Below are 16388 nucleotides of genomic sequence, written 5' to 3' on the forward strand. Positions count from 1 at the left end.
TATTCGAAATATCAATTAATTATCAATCACCTCAATATCCTATTGGAGGAACAATGATTCACTTACTTAGCTCATCCTCTTTTTCCTTTTCTAAAATACCGGAAAAACAAAATCAAGATAGCATACTCGCTTGCACAAAATACAATCAAGGCTATTTATTCGCCGTTGCTGATGGTGTTGGTGGCTATAAAGGCGGAGAGATAGCCTCTAAAATTGCAATCCAAAATTTAGAGACTGCTCACAACAATGTATTTTCTGCCAGCTTAGCTGAAATTAAGCAACTTGCACCGGAATATCATCAAGCCTCAACCACTTTAACTTTTGGTTATTTAACCGAAGAAGGTCTATATGTAGGTCATATTGGTGATTGCCGCTTATATATTAAATCCGGGAAAAAACTTATCCAAAAAACCAAAGATCATACGACACATCAAAAATTGCTGGATGAAAAAATTTATACTAAGAAAGAATTAAAAGAACTTTCGGGGAAAAATATCATCACTACCGCAATTTCAACACAAGTCGAAATGAAACCGGATGAATTCTTTATTCCGATGTCCGAACTTAAAGATGAGAATAATGAAGTTTCCATCTACATTATGTCAGATGGTGCTCATCATTTTTGGGAACATCGTCCACGCTTCTCTGAAAAAACAATAAACAGCATTGTGAAATTTTCGGCAGCATTACAAAAAAGAATAGAGAAATCACCTACTGACGATTATTCTCTCGTTGCTGTTCAATTTAAAATTTCAGAAACAGAGTAAGTTCTTATTGACAACACCACTTACAACGGATAGGATAACCGCACTACTAAACAAACGGCGGTTATCCGCACCCGACAGCAAGCGGTTTTTTTGTACCTAAAATTTGCTAATTGCCCAGATCTGGGTAATTAGAAAATCTAAGGTCGGGTCGAGAGAACCTAATACAATACCTCACGGAAATAAGTTCCGCCGCCCGTTTGCGGTAGTTGAAGCCCGATCACCCACTAAGTGATCAAATTACTAACTAAACAAACGGAGACAGTAAAATGTCAAATTTAACCATTCTTAACACACTAAAGGAGCAAATTGATGTGGAACATCACTAAACGCCCTTTTGAGAAAGAAACCTTAGACGACTGGGCAAAACTTTCAGTAGATGTTGCAAAGGTTGCAATCTTAGCAATTCCTGTTATCCTTTACGGTAAAGACCCGATAATAATCAAAATCATCAATGCCGTTTTACTTGGTATTGGGGTATATGGTGGGTTGTTTGCTGGGCGTAAATTCAGAAAAATGAAAGAGGAGATACAATAATGGGATTAACATTCGGACTAGCGGTATTCGCCGTAGTAATGATAGGTTGGGCATATTTTGCCAACCAAGCCGCTAAACATTAAAAAATTCTTAAAAAGCCTGTTTACAACACAGGCTTTTTTATTGACAAACCCCACCCTTTTATCTTACTATCTGCCTCAAGGTGTCAGAACCTTTTCCAATAGGCGGTAGTAAGCAGATCGCCAAAAGCGATCTTTTTTTATGCCGATATCTCGCAACGTCGAGAGGGCGACTAATACAATACCTTCGGGGAATACGTCCACCCTAACCTATTGGAGGGTTCTGAACCTCTCGGCACCAGTGTCAGAACTGGTCAATTTCAGAAAACCAATAGGAGCAGTCAAAATGACTAATTTAGCAATTCTTAATAACTCAATTCGTACTTTAAATAATCTTTATTCATTAGCAGATCTTCATAGGGCAAGTGGAAACGATCCAAAACATCGTCCTACTTATTTTTTGCGAAATGATCAAACAAAAGCTCTAATTGCAGAGATTGAAAGCGAAAATCCAACCTGTGAGAAATCTCACAGCTCAGTTTTAATTGTCAAAAATGGCATTGGCACATACGCCTGCAAAGAAATCGTAATTGCCTATGCAGCGTGGATCAGCCCACAGTTTCATCTTGTGGTTTTGCGTGCGTTTTTAAACCAAGTTGAACAACCAAAACAACTTACCCTACCGGAGCCGGAAAAGAAATATACCTTCGACTTTACCGAAGATGAACTCCAAAGCCTCGTATGGGCTTGGTTCGCTTTCGTGCGAGGTATTCACACTTTCCGCTATATCTACCCGATGTTTCAAAAACTCGGCTCAAATATGGCTGGCGAAATCTACGGACAGGGTTTTGAATATAGCCACACTGCACAATCAGCTCACAAAATCCTTGAACGGATTACCAAAGAATTTGATTGCGACCCGATGACAAGCTGGCGCGTATTAAAATACGTCCGAGAATTTGACCCGACATTCAAAAAATTAGTTATTTAGTAAACTTTTAATCAAAACCGACCGCTCTTTATGGGCGGTTTTTTATTACCAAAAGGAAATATCATGATACTTAATTACTTTAAAACCAAACGCCAATTATTCAATGAAATTGAACAATTAAAAGAAAAGCTCCGTGACCAAACGCGAGAAAATGAATTAATGGAAAATGCACTTAACACTGCATTAAACCGTCACGAAGATTTAAAAGAAAAATTAAAACAAACGAACGAGGAAATAATCCGCCTTAAGATTAAATGCAAGCAAATGGCGGATGAAAACGTAAAACGCCCTCGCTTTAGCGCGAAAAGAAAAAAGGGGAAACACATGATATAAAGCTATCGGAAATTCAATGGCGGTTCCGGTCATGAAATGGATTGGGCTAAGACTACAAGATTATTTAACTATGGAGAAAAACAATGAAACAACTTATCCAACAAATCGAACAATGGGCGGAAGCTCGCAACCTGATTAAAGGCTCAACGCCACAAAAACAAATGCTTAAACTGATGGAAGAGTTTGGAGAACTCTGTTATGGAGTATCAACTAATGACTTTGAAACTGTTTTAGATAGTATTGGGGATTGTCTTGTTGTTTGTACAATTATGCGTAAACAGCTCAAAATGGAAAAGCTATTTAGTATTAGTCATTGTGATAACACCAATTTTAATTGTGGAGTCGCTGCTCAGATTGTACAGGCTAATATTGATTTAGGAAATATTGCAAATGAGTTGGCTAAAAACTGTGATGTACCTCGATTAGAAGATTACTTAAGTGGCTTTGAAAATCAACTTGAGCTTATTACTAAATTTTACAAAACAGACGTACATACATCCCTTATTTATGCTTACCGCCAAATCAAAGACCGCAAGGGAAAAATGATAGATGGTGTGTATGTTAAAGAGGAAGATTTATGCGATTAGAAGCAGAAAAATTTGCCAAAATTCTCTCTCATCTTCAGGGAATTTGTACAACCTTAGGCTATGAAGATATTAAATTCCTTTGTTGGCTAGAAAAAAACGAACAAGCCTAGCTAAAGCTAGGTTTTTTATTGGAGGTAAATATAATATGGAACGACAAACAACATTATTGAGCAGAACACAAGTAATCGAAATAACAAGTTTAAGTTCAACGACAATATGGCGTATGATGAAACAAGGTACATTTCCTAAAAGCGTGAAAGCCTCTATGCGTCGTGTAGCTTGGCGTAAAGAGGATATAGATAAATGGCTTGCTGAACATATTTAGTAATATCGGTTAGTTATAATCCCCATTTATCCATTCATCTATCTTATCTGCCCATGTTTGCAACATTTCTCGGCGTTGTTCTGAATATTCTGCTTTATTATAGATGGAGCGGACACCTTGCTGTTCATGGGCAAGACTTTTCTCAATCCAATCAGAATTAAATCCCATTTCATGTAATAGTGTTGAGCCAGTGCGTCGCAAATCATGAACCGTAAAATCATCAATTAATTGTCCATCACGGTTAATGTATTTAATACAATTTGCAATAACCCTATTAAGTGAACTTCTTGCTATAGGCTGTTGACGATTTATTCTTCCTGGTAATAAATATGGAGACCCCTCGGAATAAATTTGAAATGCTACGATTAAATCAATTGCTTGCTCAGATAAATAAACATTATGCGCACGCCCTGCTTTCATTCGTTCCGCTGGAATGGTCCAAACTTTATTTTTAAAATCTATTTCATTCCATTTAGCATCAATTAATTCACTTTTACGAACCAAAGTAAGTAAAATAAATTTTACCGCTTTCTTTAACCCAAAATCTGATTGTGTTTCTTCAAGAGCGTTAAAGAACAAGTGAATTTCTCTTGGGGTTAAGGTACGTTCACGCTTTTTAAAGGTAGCAATAGATGAATTAGAAATATCATCAGCAGGATTTGCGAACTTGTGTCCACGTTGAATAGCATAACGATAAACGTTAGCGATTAAATCACGCACAAAAATAGCAGTAGATGGTGCGCCACGATCTTTGATTTTTTCGCAATGAGTACGGATTTCATCTGTTGTGATTTCCGTCATCAGCCGATTTCCGAATGTATTTTTTATATCTCGCTCATAAGTAGCAACACGTAAAGCCTTGGTGCTATCAGCAAGCTGTACATCAGCAAGATATTTTTCAGCAAACGCACAGAAACGATCAGCATTACGAATTTTATTCCGCTCATTACGCTTTATACTTGCCGGAGAAATGCCATCACTCACTTGCTTACGCGCAATCATCAAACGCTCACGAGCTTCAACTAAGTTAATTCCATCCGTTCCATATTTGCCAATGGTCAAAGTTTCTCGTCTTCCATTAATTCTGTAGTCATAACGGAAAATAATTGTTCCAGATGTCAAAACAGCGACATAAAGTCCGTCACGATCGGCAACTTTATAGATTTTTTCCTTTGGTTTCAGTGATTTAATCTTTGTATCTGTAAGCATATCATACCGCCAAAAATACCGTCATCATCATAACGGTATTTTCACTCTTTTTTAAAGAGTATGCAAGTTAATACCGTCATTTATACCGTCAAAAATATGAACTAACTTGAAATATTATGAAACGTTATGAAATGAAAAAGCCCTGTATTAACAAGGCTTTTAGTGATTTTTGAAACGTTATGAAACGTAGTGAAATGTGAAATTTTTATTCCCACTCAATGGTTGCAGGTGGTTTTCCTGAAACGTCATACACCACGCGCGAGATGCCATTCACTTCGTTGATGATTCGATTGGAGATTTTGCCGAGTAAATCGTATGGCAAGTGCGCCCAATGTGCGGTCATAAAATCAATTGTTTCCACTGCACGCAGCGAAACTACCCAATCATATTTACGCCCATCCCCCATTACACCGACGGATTTTACCGGCAGGAATACGGTGAATGCTTGACTAACTTTGTAATACCAGCCTGAAGCGTGGAGTTCCTCCATAAAGATTGCATCCGCACGACGAACCAGATCGCAGTATTCTTTTTTGATTTCACCTAATACACGCACGCCTAATCCCGGACCGGGGAATGGATGACGATTGAGCATTTCCGCCGGTAAGCCTAATGCCAAGCCGATTTTACGCACTTCGTCTTTGAATAATTCACGCAATGGCTCCACTAAACCTAATTTCATATAATCCGGCAAGCCGCCAACGTTGTGGTGCGATTTGATCACATGAGCTTTACCGGTTTTGCTTGCCGCAGACTCAATCACATCAGGATAGATCGTGCCTTGCGCTAACCATTTTACGCTGGTTTGTTTGTGTGATTCTTCATCAAACACGTCAACAAACACTTTGCCGATAATTTTACGTTTCGCTTCCGGTTCATCAACACCTTTCAGTGCATCTAAGAAACGATCTTCCGCATTCACACGAATAATGTTCAAGCCAAATTTATCGCCGAACATTTCCATCACTTGATCGCCTTCGTTTAAGCGTAACAAGCCATTATCCACAAATACACAATGCAAGTTTTTGCCAATCGCGCGGTGCAAAAGTAACGCAGTCACGGAAGAATCCACGCCGCCCGATAAGCCTAAAATAACTTCGTCATCACCTACTTGCGCTTTAATACGCGCGACGGCATCTTCAATAATATTTTCGGCAGTCCATTTCGTTTCGCAGCCACAAACGCCAACCACGAAATTTTTCAATAATGCCAAGCCGCTTTTTGTATGTGTCACTTCCGGATGGAATTGCACGCCATAAAAACGACGCGTTTCATCAGACATCGCTGCAATCGGACAAGTTGGCGTTACGCCGGTTACCGAAAAGTGCGGTGGTAATTTTGTGACTTTATCGCCATGACTCATCCAAACGTCCAATTTTGGATCGCAAGCAGTCAGATCATCATTTAAATTTGCAAAAAGTGCGGTCGAATTTTTGAGAGAAACCGCTGCATAACCAAATTCACGATGATCGGAATTTTCAGTTAAACCGCCGAGTTGCATTGCCATGGTTTGCATACCATAGCAAATCCCTAATACCGGCACCCCGGCATTAAACACATATTCCGGTGCACGCGGGCTATTTTCTTCCGTGGTACTTTCAGGACCACCCGAAAGAATAATCCCTGTCGGGTTAAACTCACGGATTTGAGCTTCCGTGACGTCCCAAGCCCAAAGCTCACAGTAAACCCCAATCTCACGTACACGACGTGCGATAAGTTGCGTATATTGTGAACCGAAGTCTAAAATTAAAATTTTATGGTTGTGAATGTTTGTCATTTTGTTTCCAATCAATGATTAATTTTTCTTAGTCTTAGTCATATTAATATAGGTTCCACCAACGCCATCTCCAACATATTTGAGGTCGAAAACTTCTGTTTTTCCACACCCAGTAACCGTCCAAGTTTCTTGCGCTTGTTCAACAGAATTTGGCGTAGCAGGTTTTACACTATTAATTTGAGTATGAATTTTTTCAGGGGTGCATTGGTGCAATGCTCTAAAAATAAAATTAATATTTCTTTCTGTATCTGATTTTAATAAAGCGCCCGCTGTAGTTTGTCCTGAATAACCAGGTCCCAAAATACCACAACTCGTCAATAATAATACTGAAATACCCCCTAATTTTTTCATTTTATACTCCTTAGATAAGATTTTAGTATTGTTTTCAATTTGTTGCCCCGTTGTAGCAACAAATTCAGAATGTCCATAGTCATCGTCCAATTCTATCAAAACTTTAATAAAATTAACCGCACTTTATACGGATTTCTGTTGTAAATTTTTGGGAGCAGATCAATTAAAGCCACCATATCCAATAACATATTCTTGCCCGTGCAAGATCACTAATAAAAAACCATGGGTATAAACGTGTTTGGTAAAAGGATCGTTATTATGCACAAATTTTGCACTATGGAATTGCACATCAAAGCCCAAATGACGCAATAAATGCATCAACAATAAATTCAGCTCAAAGCAATAACCGCCCTTTTTCTCCACAATGCCCTTTTATCTTCATCTAAAAAAATGGGATGGTGTACACCGAAGAAAGGCATTGGAAAGTATTGCGTTCCAAATACAGTTTTTGCAATTGTTTCAGCATGACTAAATTTACCGACAACGGAGAAGCAATACCGAGTTGATTTAAATAATGCGTACAGTTGATCATATTCACTCTCCTAAATAATAAATGCGGTCAAAAATCCGCCTGTTTTACCCTTGCGACAATCCGGCAAAACTCGGCATTTTTCCACCGCACTTTCAACTTACCTCGTGTCGAAATTAACCCATACGATAATTCGGCGCTTCTTTGGTGATTGTTACATCATGTACATGGCTTTCTTTAATACCGGCGCCACTGATGCGAACAAATTGCGCTTTGGTACGCAAATCCTCAATAGTAGCTGAACCGGTTAATCCCATACAAGAACGCAGACCGCCCATTTGTTGGTGGATAATCTCTTTTAGAAAGCCTTTGTACGGAATACGTCCTTCAATCCCTTCCGGCACTAATTTATCCGCCGCATTGTCGGATTGGAAATAACGATCGGAAGATCCTTTTGACATTGCGCCCAAAGATCCCATTCCGCGATAAGATTTAAATGCACGACCTTGATAAAGTTCAATTTCACCCGGTGCTTCTTCCGTACCGGCAAACATTGAACCGACCATTACGCAAGAAGCCCCCGCCGCAATCGCTTTGGCAATATCGCCGGAATAACGGATACCGCCGTCGGCAATAACAGGGATACCACGATCTTTTAACGCTTCTGCCGCATCGGCAATCGCCGTAATTTGCGGTACGCCTACCCCTGTGACAATACGCGTCGTACAAATTGATCCCGGTCCAATCCCGATTTTGACCGCACTTGCTCCCGCATCTGCCAAAGCAATCGCTCCTTCGGCTGTCGCTACGTTACCCGCAATAATCGGTAAATTCGGATATTTAGCACGCGTTTCACGTACCCGTTGCAACACGCCTTCGGAATGTCCGTGTGATGAATCAATCAATAAAATGTCCACACCGGCATTTACTAAGGCTTCAATACGTTCTTCATTACCCGGACCGGCACCAACCGCCGCACCAACGCGTAAACGACCAAATTCATCTTTACAGGCATTAGGTTTGCTTTCTGCTTTTTGGTAGTCTTTTAAGGTGATCATGCCTTTTAATTTAAATTCATCATCCACTACCAACACCTTTTCCACGCGGTGTTGGTGCATCAATGCAAAAATAGCTTCCCGTTTGGCATCACGTTTAACGGTAACCAATCTCGCTTTCGGGGTCATCAATTCCGCTACCGTTTTGCTCATATCGTCCACAAAACGCATATCGCGACCGGTAATAATCCCCACAAGATTGTTCTCGTTATCCACCACCGGATAGCTGGCAAATCCGTTTTGTTTAACTAATTCGCTTAATTTCGCCAAGGTTAACTCCGGCGAAACCGTAATCGGGTCGGAGACTAGACCGCTTTCGAATTTTTTCACTTTACGCACACGATCTGCTTGGCGTTCGATACTCATATTTTTATGAATAAATCCAATGCCGCCTTCTTGTGCCAAAGAAATTGCCAATTTAGTTTCCGTCACCGTATCCATTGCGGCGGAAAGCATAGGAATATTTAAACGAATATCTTTGGTTAATTGGGTAGAAAGATCGGCAGTATTAGGAAGCACAGTAGAATGTGCCGGGACAAGAAGAACGTCGTCAAACGTTAAGGCTTCTTTAATTACTCGTAGCATTGCAATATTCTCTCTTCGTTGAAATTTTAGATAAAAAATATTGCGGTGGGATTATACAGAGTTTATACAAACTTGAAAATCCCTTTTTACAACTATTTTATTCGGAGTAAAATAAACGCTACAAAATTTAACATGGACAGGATACCCTTTGTGACATCAGATCTTCTTTCCTATTTGAGCGACGGAAAAGCGCATTCTCGCCAAAAATTGACCGCCCTTTTCGCCCTTGATGCCGGCGCGCTACAATGCGAAATTCGGCAATTCGTTGCTCAAGGTTTGCCGATAATTGAAACGCCACAAGAAATTCAATTACAACCGCAATTACCGCTATTAGATCAAGCAAGATTACAAGCGCAACTGGCGCCTTATCGCCTTATTTTGCAACCGGTAATTCACTCCACCAACCAATATTTACTGGATAATATCGCACAATGCCAACAAGGCGATCTTTGCTTAGCCGAATATCAATTAGCCGGTCGCGGACGCCGCGGACGACAATGGCAATCGCCTTTCGCCGGACAAATTATCCTTAGCCAATATTGGACGCTCCCTGCACAAATTCCCTTGCACGGATTAAGTTTAGTGATCGGCATTACGATCGCCGAAACATTAATGGCTGAAAATATCCTCAACATTAGCCTAAAATGGCCTAATGATATTTTATTAAATGGCAAAAAACTTGCCGGTATTTTAATTGAAATCGCGCCTAAAAGACGAGAATTGCTTGAACTTATCATTGGGATAGGGATAAATGTTTCCATTCCATCTACCAACTCTATCGATCAAGCTTGGGCAGATCTTTCAGCGGCATTACCTCAAGTATCAAGGGAAGCCATTATTGTACGATTGGTCAGCAATCTGACGCAAAATTTAACCTTATTTGAACAATATGGTATGGCATTTTTCCGCCAACGCTGGCTGGCATTAGATCATTTTCTTGGACAGCCCGTCAACATCATCACTGCCCCAAAAAACCTCTGCGGGATATCACAAGGCATTGATGAACAAGGCTTTTTATTAATTAAAAATGCACAGGATCAATATCTGCGGTTTAATGCGGGGGAAGTGTCATTGCGGAAAGGAGTAATGGATTAAATACAGTAAATCGTTAAAACGAGAGATAAAACCACCGCACTTTTTCCATTATCTTTAAGTCAATCCATCATAAGGGACGCCACCATTGGCATCCCGCATAACATTTCACGTTGAAGTAATTTAACTTCTCAACCCAACGCCGCGACTAATCAGGTAATAGGCTAATAAATAAAGCGCGCTGATAAAGAGAGCTAACACGCTGAAAGTGTGAACTAAACCCACATCACTGATGCCGAGAAAACCGTATCGGAAACCATTGATCATATAAACAATCGGGTTTAATTTGGACACCGCTTGCCAGAATTCAGGCAATAATGCGATAGAATAAAACACACCGCCCAGATAGGTTAATGGTGTCAATACAAAGGTTGGAATAATGCTAATATCGTCGAAAGAACGAGCAAATACCCCGTTAATTAACCCGCCCAATGCAAAGGTAGCGGACGTCATCAACAAGGTCAACACAATAATTGACCAAGAATAGATCTCGAATGAAACAAAAAATAAGGAAACTATCGTCACCAGCACACCGACAAAAATCCCGCGCGCCATTCCGCCCGCAACATAGCCAAGAATAATAATATGCGACGAGGTTGGCGAAATCAGCAATTCTTCCACGTTACGCGCAAATTTGGTACCGTAAAAAGAGGAGGCAACATTCGCGAAAGAGTTGGTGATGGTGGACATCATAATCAATCCCGGTACGATAAATTGCATATAAGTAAAACCACCCATCTCACCGATTCTGAAGCCGATAAGTTGCCCGAAAATTACGAAATATAAGGTCATGGTAATCACCGGTGGAATTAAGGTTTGTACCCAAATTCGCATAAATCGCCGTACTTCTTTAGCTAAAATAGTTTTAAAAGAGACCCAAGCTAACATTAATTCTCACTCCCGTTATCCATTGGTTTATTTAACGACATTGACACAAACAACTCTTCTAAGCGATTGGATTTATTTCGCATACTCAACACATGAATACCTTGTACGGATAATTGCGTAAAAAGTTGATTTAATCCCTGTTCCCGTCTCACTTCTACTTCAATCGTATTGGTGTCAATCTGTAAAATTTTATAATTTTGAATACAAGGCAACGGACTTTTCGGCGCCAAATCAAGAATAAACGTTTCCGTTTCCAATTTTGCCAACAAATCTTTCATTGTCATATTTACCGCCAAGCGTCCTTGCCGGATAATCCCAATATGACGACAAAGCATTTCCGCTTCTTCTAAATAATGAGTGGTCAAGATAATGGTGGTACCTTGCAAATTTAATTCTTGCAAAAACTGCCACATGGCGCGACGCAAATCAATATCCACACCGGCAGTCGGTTCATCTAAAATCAATAATTTCGGATGATGCATTAAGGCACGCGCAATCATCAACCGACGTTTCATCCCACCGGATAAACGACGGGATTGCTGATCACGTTTATCCCACAAATCTAATTTTTTTAACCAAACTTCCGCCCGTTTTACCGCTTCTTTGTAGTCAATCCCGTAATAGCCCGCTTGATTGGTTAAAATATCAATGACTTTTTCAAAGTTATTAAAATTAAATTCCTGCGGTACCAAGCCGATATATTGCTTTAATTGTGCCGGATTTTGATCCAAATCTTCGCCGAACACCTTAACTGTACCGGAGGTTTTATTCACCAAAGAACAAATAATCCCGATCGTAGTCGATTTTCCCGCACCATTATGTCCCAACAAGGCATAAAAATCCCCTTCTTGCACAGTCAAATCAATACCATGTAAGGCTTTTACTCCATTTTTATACGCTTTCGTAAGGTTTTTAATTTCTAATGCGTTCATATTAAATTCTTTCAACATCAAATTTTGCTAAGTCAATTTTGTCTTCCGTACCATAAAAATCTGCCAAGGCTTTACGCAATTTTTCCGCCCGCTTTGGCAATCCTTTTTGTGCATAGTAATTAACCTGTTCATATACAGCGAGTTTAAACGGCTTGGTATCCCCCGCTTGACCGTTTAAATTGTCTGCACTGGCAAAATAGCGAAAACCGGCGGCGGTGGCTAAAATCCACTCAATTGCCTGCGGTTTAACCTCCACTTTTTCAAACTCGCGCTGTTGTTGCTCCGAACGCCCATCCGGCTCATACCAATAACCGAAATCCTCCAATTTTCTTCGCGCTTCCCCGGCAACCAACCAATGGGAAATTTCATGCAACGCACTACTATAAAAACCGTGTGCAAAATAAATAGCGTTGTACGGACAGTCCTCATTTGCCGGCAAATAAATCGGTTCGTCACCGCCTTTGATTAATTTGGTATTATATTCTTGTTCAAAACATTGATTAAAAATGGAAATAATATCTTCCAATTGATGTTCGATTTCAGCCATTGATTACTCCAAAAATATTGAAAAAAGTACCGCACTTTAGGCGGTTATTTTGTGCTATTGTTATGACGATAAAGAAAAAAAGGGGCAAGTAAGCCCCTCTATTTTAAAAAAGTTTTGTTATTATTTCAAACTATCCGCATTTCTTAACGCATCAATACGTTTTTCCAACGGTGGATGACTCATAAATAACGCCGCAAGTCCACCACGTTTTCCATTAATCGCAAAAGCGGCTAATTGACCTTCCATCTCTTGCGGTTCATGTAGTGCTTGCAAACGTTGCAACGCGGCAATCATTTTTTGTTTACCGGCTAAATTTGCCGCACCCACATCCGCACGATATTCACGATAACGAGAGAACCACATAGCAATCATACTGGCTAAAATACCGAAAACGATCTCCAACACCATGGACACTATAAAATACATCCCTTGGCTGGTTTCTCCATCACGATTGCTCGCAACCGCCTTGGCAATGATACGAGAAATAAAAATCACGAACGTATTTAACACACCTTGCAATAAAGTCATTGTGACCATATCACCATTTTTAATATGGCTGACTTCGTGCGCCAATACTGCTTCCGCTTCATCACGTGTCATCGCATTTAACAATCCGGTACTCACCGCCACCAACGAATTATTTTTGCTCGGACCGGTTGCAAACGCATTCACATCCGCTGAATGGTAAATCGCCACTTGCGGCATTGCAAGCCCCGCACGTTCTGCTTGCGAACGCACTGTCTCTACCAACCAACGTTCACTTTCGTTGCGCGGTTGTTCAATCACTTGACCGTTAACCGAACGTAATGCCATGGTTTTAGATAAAAATAGCGAAATTAACGATCCGGAAAAACCGAATAACGCCGCCATAATCAACAACCCCATTGCATCTTGTGATTGAATGCCGGTAAGACTCAAAATAATATTAAAAACAACTAAAACCGCCATATTCGTGGCTAAAAATAATAAAATTCGCATCATATAAAGTCCCTCAACTTACGCGCAAAAATAAATAATCACAGGATAAATCCTTCCCTAATAATAGTTATAAAAAGCGGAATATCAAGGGATAAGGCAAAAAATTTTTATTATTTTGACCGCACTTTTATCCAATCTTCGCCACTCTACCCCATCAATACGCCTCTATCACCACAAACTCATCTGTTGCTGTACTTTAGGCGCCGGTAAATTTACCTGTAACCCAATTAAACGAATGCGACGACCTTGACGACGTTGCCAAATGGCTTCCAGTAAATACATAAACTGTTCTTCGCTACATTGCATCGCACTTTTTTCCAAGGTCGTTACGTGAAAATCGTCAAATTTCAGTTTCACACCAATTTTACGCAATGTTTCTATATTTAATTTTGGATCAGATTGTCGAATACGCCGTAACAAATCCGGATACAAATGGGCAACGACCGCCTTTCCTTCGTCCAACGCTTGAATATCATTTAATAAAGTACGTTCTACACTAACGGATTTTCGTTCGCGATACGGTTGCACCTCTCGCTCGTCAATACCATAGCTAAACGCCCAAATCCGCTGTCCCATTTTGCCGAACCGGTGAAATAAAACGCTCCGCTCCAGACGTTGTACATCAGCACAAGTATGCAGCCCCATTTGTAACAAACGTTGCGTTGTCACCTTTCCAACACCGGGAATTTTACTTAAAGGTAATGCGTGGATAAAGGACGCGACCTCATGCGGATTTATCACAAATTGCCCATTCGGTTTATTTTGGTCGGAAGCAATTTTGGCTAAAAATTTCAACGGCGCCACACCTGCCGACGCGGTTAATTGCACTTCCTTGCGGATTTTTTGCCGAATTTCTTGTGCAATCCAAGTTGCCGAACCTCGACATTGCGTGCAATCCGTTACATCCAAATACGCTTCATCCAGCGATAAGGGTTCCACCAAGTGCGTATAATCATAAAAAATTCGCTGAATTTGTTGCGATACTTGCTTATACAATGGCATATTCACCGGCAACAACACCAAATCCGGACAACGTTTTAAGGCTTGTGCAGTCGGCATAGCGCTATGCAAACCAAATTGGCGGGCAACATAATTACACGTAGTCAACACGCCACGTCGTGCCGCACTGCCGCCCACTGCCACGGGTTTATCCGCTAAACTCGGATTGTCGCGAATTTCAATGGAGGCATAAAAACAGTCCATATCAATATGAATAATTTTGCGAGAATAAGCGTTCATAAAAATAAAAAAGTGCGAAAATTTCACCGCACTTTAACATATAAAACTGGATAAATAAACAGTGTTTTTAACTGCGCGCTAAATTTAATACCTTTGAAAATAAACGCTTAAATAAAATCGGAATAGATTGTACACCCTGTTTGGCAATTTCGGATGATAAAGCAATTGCTAAATCCGGTTTAGAGGTGCGTTGAATAGCGCGTTGAATAATTTTTGAAGCGGGATAATGATTGCCCGCAACTTGCCAACGTGATAAACGAATAAAAACCTGCTCAAAGCCGGAAAAATAAAAAAAGTGTTCAATATCCCGTTTGGGCAACACCGTTAACCGATTTGCCACATTGTCATCTTCTCCCAGTAAAAATTTTACCACTTCCGCATATTTACGCCCGGCTTCATCACCGTCGGTCAATACATACCATTCGATCCCCATGGCTTTGACATATTTCAACAGCGGACGTAATCCGCATTGGGCAAACTCCACGATACGAATGCCTTCCATTGCCAAATCAATGCCGAGTAACTCCGCTAATTCGTTTAAAATCCAAACTTCCGTTTCGCCCTCAACCAATAGCCACATTCGAGAAAACAAAGCCGAACTGCGGTTATGATGAATATGAAAGGTGAGACGACGCAGATCTTCTTTACCGAGATCTCGGTGTCCTAAATGAAAACTTTTTGTCCGATCCACGGAACGCACTAAGCGATAAATTGAACGCAAAGGTACCTGCGAAATTAACTCGACGGAATTGGTGGTACTAATACGTTGAATGGGCAAATAACTCGCCAATTCCCAAGCAATCGCCACCATACGCGGATGCAAACGTGCCTCCGGATCTTCAAACAAGACAATCGGACGAATAAATTTATTTTGCCGAATTTCTTCATGGGTTAAAAATAAAGAGCACAATTGGCGAAATAATTCCCGTTGTAACAGGCGATCTTTATCTTGTTTCAATTTCAAACACAAGGATTTTGCCCGCTCCCACAACACAGAAGTATCTTGCGCCATCTCAAAGCCATTTTGGTGATTTAAAAAATAATATTGCAACAAAATAGTCACCGCTTGGATATCTTTTTCCACCTCGCTTTCTTTAGCTTTCGCTTGTAAAATGGCGGAGTGCGAAATCACGCAACGTTGTCGGCTCAAACGAGCATCTCGGAAACGATAAACCGGATGGCGATAAATCAATACTTTTACAATATCTTCCGCATTCGACAACGAAATTTTGTCGCCCTTAGCATCTAAAAAAGAATATTCGGTCACAACTTGATCACCTTGCTTTTCGCCGGTAACGCGTAAATAAATACGATCATGCCCGTCGCGATGTGCCACGAATACATCTTGACAGAAGTGGTCATAAGGCACTGACTGATCTTTTCCGTCACTTTCACAAAAAGTAAACAAGATCGTAATCCCCCTACTTTTTTCATGCTCATAGCGCAATTGATAAAAATCCACGGTAGTAAATTGATAAAGTTGCCGCTCCGCATTAAAAATTAAACTTAACGCCGCAAGCAAACTGGATTTACCCCACGCATTCTCACCAATCAACATCATATTTGGTTGTAAATTCAACGACAAACGGTTAATTCCACGAAACCCAACAATATCCAATTGACGTAAATACATAGCGATTTCCTTTCAGTTTCAACTTGTGCTATCCTAAAGTACCATATAACAATATTAACTTTAAAGCGAAAAAACA

19 protein-coding genes are annotated in these 16388 nt (G+C 40.3%); 7 read left to right on the top strand and 12 right to left on the bottom strand.

Going from position 1 to position 16388, the window contains the following annotated elements; genetic code table 11:
* The first annotated feature begins 53 nt into the window (after nt 1-53).
* The 6 genes from CFY87_RS03880 to CFY87_RS03905 all read left to right on the top strand — a co-directional run bounded on the left by CFY87_RS03880 (nt 54) and on the right by CFY87_RS03905 (nt 3557).
* The gene (locus tag CFY87_RS03880) at nt 54-767 is read left to right on the top strand and encodes a PP2C family protein-serine/threonine phosphatase (protein WP_094945962.1); all 714 of its coding nucleotides are present in this window, start codon (nt 54-56) and stop codon (nt 765-767) included.
* A gap of 309 nt (nt 768-1076) precedes the next feature.
* Entirely contained in the window at nt 1077-1301 is a 225-nt protein-coding gene (locus CFY87_RS03885) for a hypothetical protein (protein ID WP_094945963.1), read from the top strand.
* A gap of 366 nt (nt 1302-1667) precedes the next feature.
* Nucleotides 1668-2312: a P22AR C-terminal domain-containing protein gene (locus tag CFY87_RS03890; protein WP_094945964.1), complete on the top strand. Its 645-nt coding sequence runs from the start codon at nt 1668-1670 to the stop codon at nt 2310-2312.
* A 30-nt stretch (nt 2313-2342) separates the two neighbouring features.
* Nucleotides 2343-2645 (top strand): hypothetical protein, encoded by a 303-nt coding sequence (locus CFY87_RS03895; RefSeq protein ID WP_143226160.1) that lies wholly within the window; start codon nt 2343-2345, stop codon nt 2643-2645.
* A gap of 83 nt (nt 2646-2728) precedes the next feature.
* Nucleotides 2729-3232, top strand: a complete 504-nt coding sequence (locus CFY87_RS03900; protein ID WP_094945966.1) for a MazG-like family protein — start codon at nt 2729-2731, stop codon at nt 3230-3232.
* 145 nt (nt 3233-3377) lie between these two features.
* Nucleotides 3378-3557 carry a helix-turn-helix transcriptional regulator gene (locus CFY87_RS03905; protein ID WP_094945967.1) on the top strand — a complete coding sequence of 60 codons (180 nt, stop codon included), beginning with the start codon at nt 3378-3380 and terminating at the stop codon, nt 3555-3557.
* A gap of 9 nt (nt 3558-3566) precedes the next feature.
* Here the strand turns inward: CFY87_RS03905 and CFY87_RS03910 are convergent, their stop codons facing one another.
* From CFY87_RS03910 to guaB, 6 genes are all read right to left on the bottom strand, one after another.
* Entirely contained in the window at nt 3567-4766 is a 1200-nt protein-coding gene (locus CFY87_RS03910) for a tyrosine-type recombinase/integrase (protein ID WP_094945968.1), read from the bottom strand.
* A gap of 205 nt (nt 4767-4971) precedes the next feature.
* A complete protein-coding gene (guaA, locus tag CFY87_RS03915) occupies nt 4972-6543 on the bottom strand; it encodes a glutamine-hydrolyzing GMP synthase (RefSeq protein WP_094945969.1) in 1572 nt (523 codons plus the stop codon).
* A gap of 18 nt (nt 6544-6561) precedes the next feature.
* On the bottom strand, nt 6562-6894 hold the full coding sequence (locus tag CFY87_RS03920; protein ID WP_094945970.1) for a hypothetical protein: 333 nt from the start codon (nt 6892-6894) through the stop codon (nt 6562-6564).
* 159 nt (nt 6895-7053) lie between these two features.
* On the bottom strand, nt 7054-7257 hold the full coding sequence (locus CFY87_RS03925) for an arylamine N-acetyltransferase (RefSeq protein ID WP_094945971.1): 204 nt from the start codon (nt 7255-7257) through the stop codon (nt 7054-7056).
* 19 nt (nt 7258-7276) lie between these two features.
* Entirely contained in the window at nt 7277-7426 is a 150-nt protein-coding gene (locus CFY87_RS11655) for a hypothetical protein (protein WP_158216607.1), read from the bottom strand.
* 113 nt (nt 7427-7539) lie between these two features.
* Nucleotides 7540-9003 (bottom strand): IMP dehydrogenase, encoded by a 1464-nt coding sequence (gene guaB / locus CFY87_RS03930; protein ID WP_094945972.1) that lies wholly within the window; start codon nt 9001-9003, stop codon nt 7540-7542.
* Nucleotides 9004-9153: 150 nt separating this feature from the next.
* Here guaB and birA point away from each other — a divergent pair, with 150 nt between their 5' ends.
* The gene (birA, locus tag CFY87_RS03935; protein ID WP_236757347.1) at nt 9154-10098 is read left to right on the top strand and encodes a bifunctional biotin--[acetyl-CoA-carboxylase] ligase/biotin operon repressor BirA; all 945 of its coding nucleotides are present in this window, start codon (nt 9154-9156) and stop codon (nt 10096-10098) included.
* A gap of 120 nt (nt 10099-10218) precedes the next feature.
* Here the strand turns inward: birA and CFY87_RS03940 are convergent, their stop codons facing one another.
* The 6 genes from CFY87_RS03940 to CFY87_RS03965 all read right to left on the bottom strand — a co-directional run bounded on the left by CFY87_RS03940 (nt 10219) and on the right by CFY87_RS03965 (nt 16312).
* Nucleotides 10219-10983: an ABC transporter permease gene (locus tag CFY87_RS03940; RefSeq protein WP_094945974.1), complete on the bottom strand. Its 765-nt coding sequence runs from the start codon at nt 10981-10983 to the stop codon at nt 10219-10221.
* On the bottom strand, nt 10983-11915 hold the full coding sequence (locus tag CFY87_RS03945) for an ABC transporter ATP-binding protein (RefSeq protein WP_094946100.1): 933 nt from the start codon (nt 11913-11915) through the stop codon (nt 10983-10985). The genes CFY87_RS03940 and CFY87_RS03945 overlap by 1 nt, the downstream gene beginning before the upstream one ends.
* 1 nt (nt 11916) lies before the next feature.
* On the bottom strand, nt 11917-12453 hold the full coding sequence (locus tag CFY87_RS03950) for an elongation factor P hydroxylase (RefSeq protein WP_094946101.1): 537 nt from the start codon (nt 12451-12453) through the stop codon (nt 11917-11919).
* A gap of 129 nt (nt 12454-12582) precedes the next feature.
* Entirely contained in the window at nt 12583-13443 is an 861-nt protein-coding gene (gene htpX / locus CFY87_RS03955; protein ID WP_094945975.1) for a protease HtpX, read from the bottom strand.
* Nucleotides 13444-13608: 165 nt separating this feature from the next.
* Nucleotides 13609-14679 (bottom strand): DNA polymerase IV, encoded by a 1071-nt coding sequence (gene dinB, locus CFY87_RS03960; RefSeq protein ID WP_094945976.1) that lies wholly within the window; start codon nt 14677-14679, stop codon nt 13609-13611.
* Nucleotides 14680-14746: 67 nt separating this feature from the next.
* Entirely contained in the window at nt 14747-16312 is a 1566-nt protein-coding gene (locus tag CFY87_RS03965; RefSeq protein ID WP_094945977.1) for an ATP-dependent nuclease, read from the bottom strand.
* Between the last annotated feature and the right edge of the window lie 76 nt (nt 16313-16388).

This window comes from Actinobacillus seminis (genome assembly GCF_002263215.1).
GTDB classification, from domain to species: domain Bacteria; phylum Pseudomonadota; class Gammaproteobacteria; order Enterobacterales; family Pasteurellaceae; genus Actinobacillus_B; species Actinobacillus_B seminis.

What these genes read in the sequence shown, in the direction of transcription:
- CFY87_RS03905 (WP_094945967.1), top strand. Translation starts at nt 3,378, where the DNA reads ATGGAACGACAAACAACATTATTGAGCAGAACACAAGTAATCGAAATA.
- CFY87_RS03910 (WP_094945968.1), bottom strand. Translation starts at nt 4,766, where the DNA reads ATGCTTACAGATACAAAGATTAAATCACTGAAACCAAAGGAAAAAATC.
- dinB (WP_094945976.1), bottom strand. Translation starts at nt 14,679, where the DNA reads ATGAACGCTTATTCTCGCAAAATTATTCATATTGATATGGACTGTTTT.
- CFY87_RS03880 (WP_094945962.1), top strand. Translation starts at nt 54, where the DNA reads ATGATTCACTTACTTAGCTCATCCTCTTTTTCCTTTTCTAAAATACCG.
- CFY87_RS03920 (WP_094945970.1), bottom strand. Translation starts at nt 6,894, where the DNA reads ATGAAAAAATTAGGGGGTATTTCAGTATTATTATTGACGAGTTGTGGT.
- CFY87_RS03940 (WP_094945974.1), bottom strand. Translation starts at nt 10,983, where the DNA reads ATGTTAGCTTGGGTCTCTTTTAAAACTATTTTAGCTAAAGAAGTACGG.
- guaA (WP_094945969.1), bottom strand. Translation starts at nt 6,543, where the DNA reads ATGACAAACATTCACAACCATAAAATTTTAATTTTAGACTTCGGTTCA.
- CFY87_RS03890 (WP_094945964.1), top strand. Translation starts at nt 1,668, where the DNA reads ATGACTAATTTAGCAATTCTTAATAACTCAATTCGTACTTTAAATAAT.
- htpX (WP_094945975.1), bottom strand. Translation starts at nt 13,443, where the DNA reads ATGATGCGAATTTTATTATTTTTAGCCACGAATATGGCGGTTTTAGTT.
- CFY87_RS03895 (WP_143226160.1), top strand. Translation starts at nt 2,343, where the DNA reads ATGGGCGGTTTTTTATTACCAAAAGGAAATATCATGATACTTAATTAC.
- CFY87_RS03965 (WP_094945977.1), bottom strand. Translation starts at nt 16,312, where the DNA reads ATGTATTTACGTCAATTGGATATTGTTGGGTTTCGTGGAATTAACCGT.
- CFY87_RS03945 (WP_094946100.1), bottom strand. Translation starts at nt 11,915, where the DNA reads ATGAACGCATTAGAAATTAAAAACCTTACGAAAGCGTATAAAAATGGA.
- guaB (WP_094945972.1), bottom strand. Translation starts at nt 9,003, where the DNA reads ATGCTACGAGTAATTAAAGAAGCCTTAACGTTTGACGACGTTCTTCTT.
- CFY87_RS11655 (WP_158216607.1), bottom strand. Translation starts at nt 7,426, where the DNA reads ATGATCAACTGTACGCATTATTTAAATCAACTCGGTATTGCTTCTCCG.
- CFY87_RS03900 (WP_094945966.1), top strand. Translation starts at nt 2,729, where the DNA reads ATGAAACAACTTATCCAACAAATCGAACAATGGGCGGAAGCTCGCAAC.
- CFY87_RS03885 (WP_094945963.1), top strand. Translation starts at nt 1,077, where the DNA reads ATGTGGAACATCACTAAACGCCCTTTTGAGAAAGAAACCTTAGACGAC.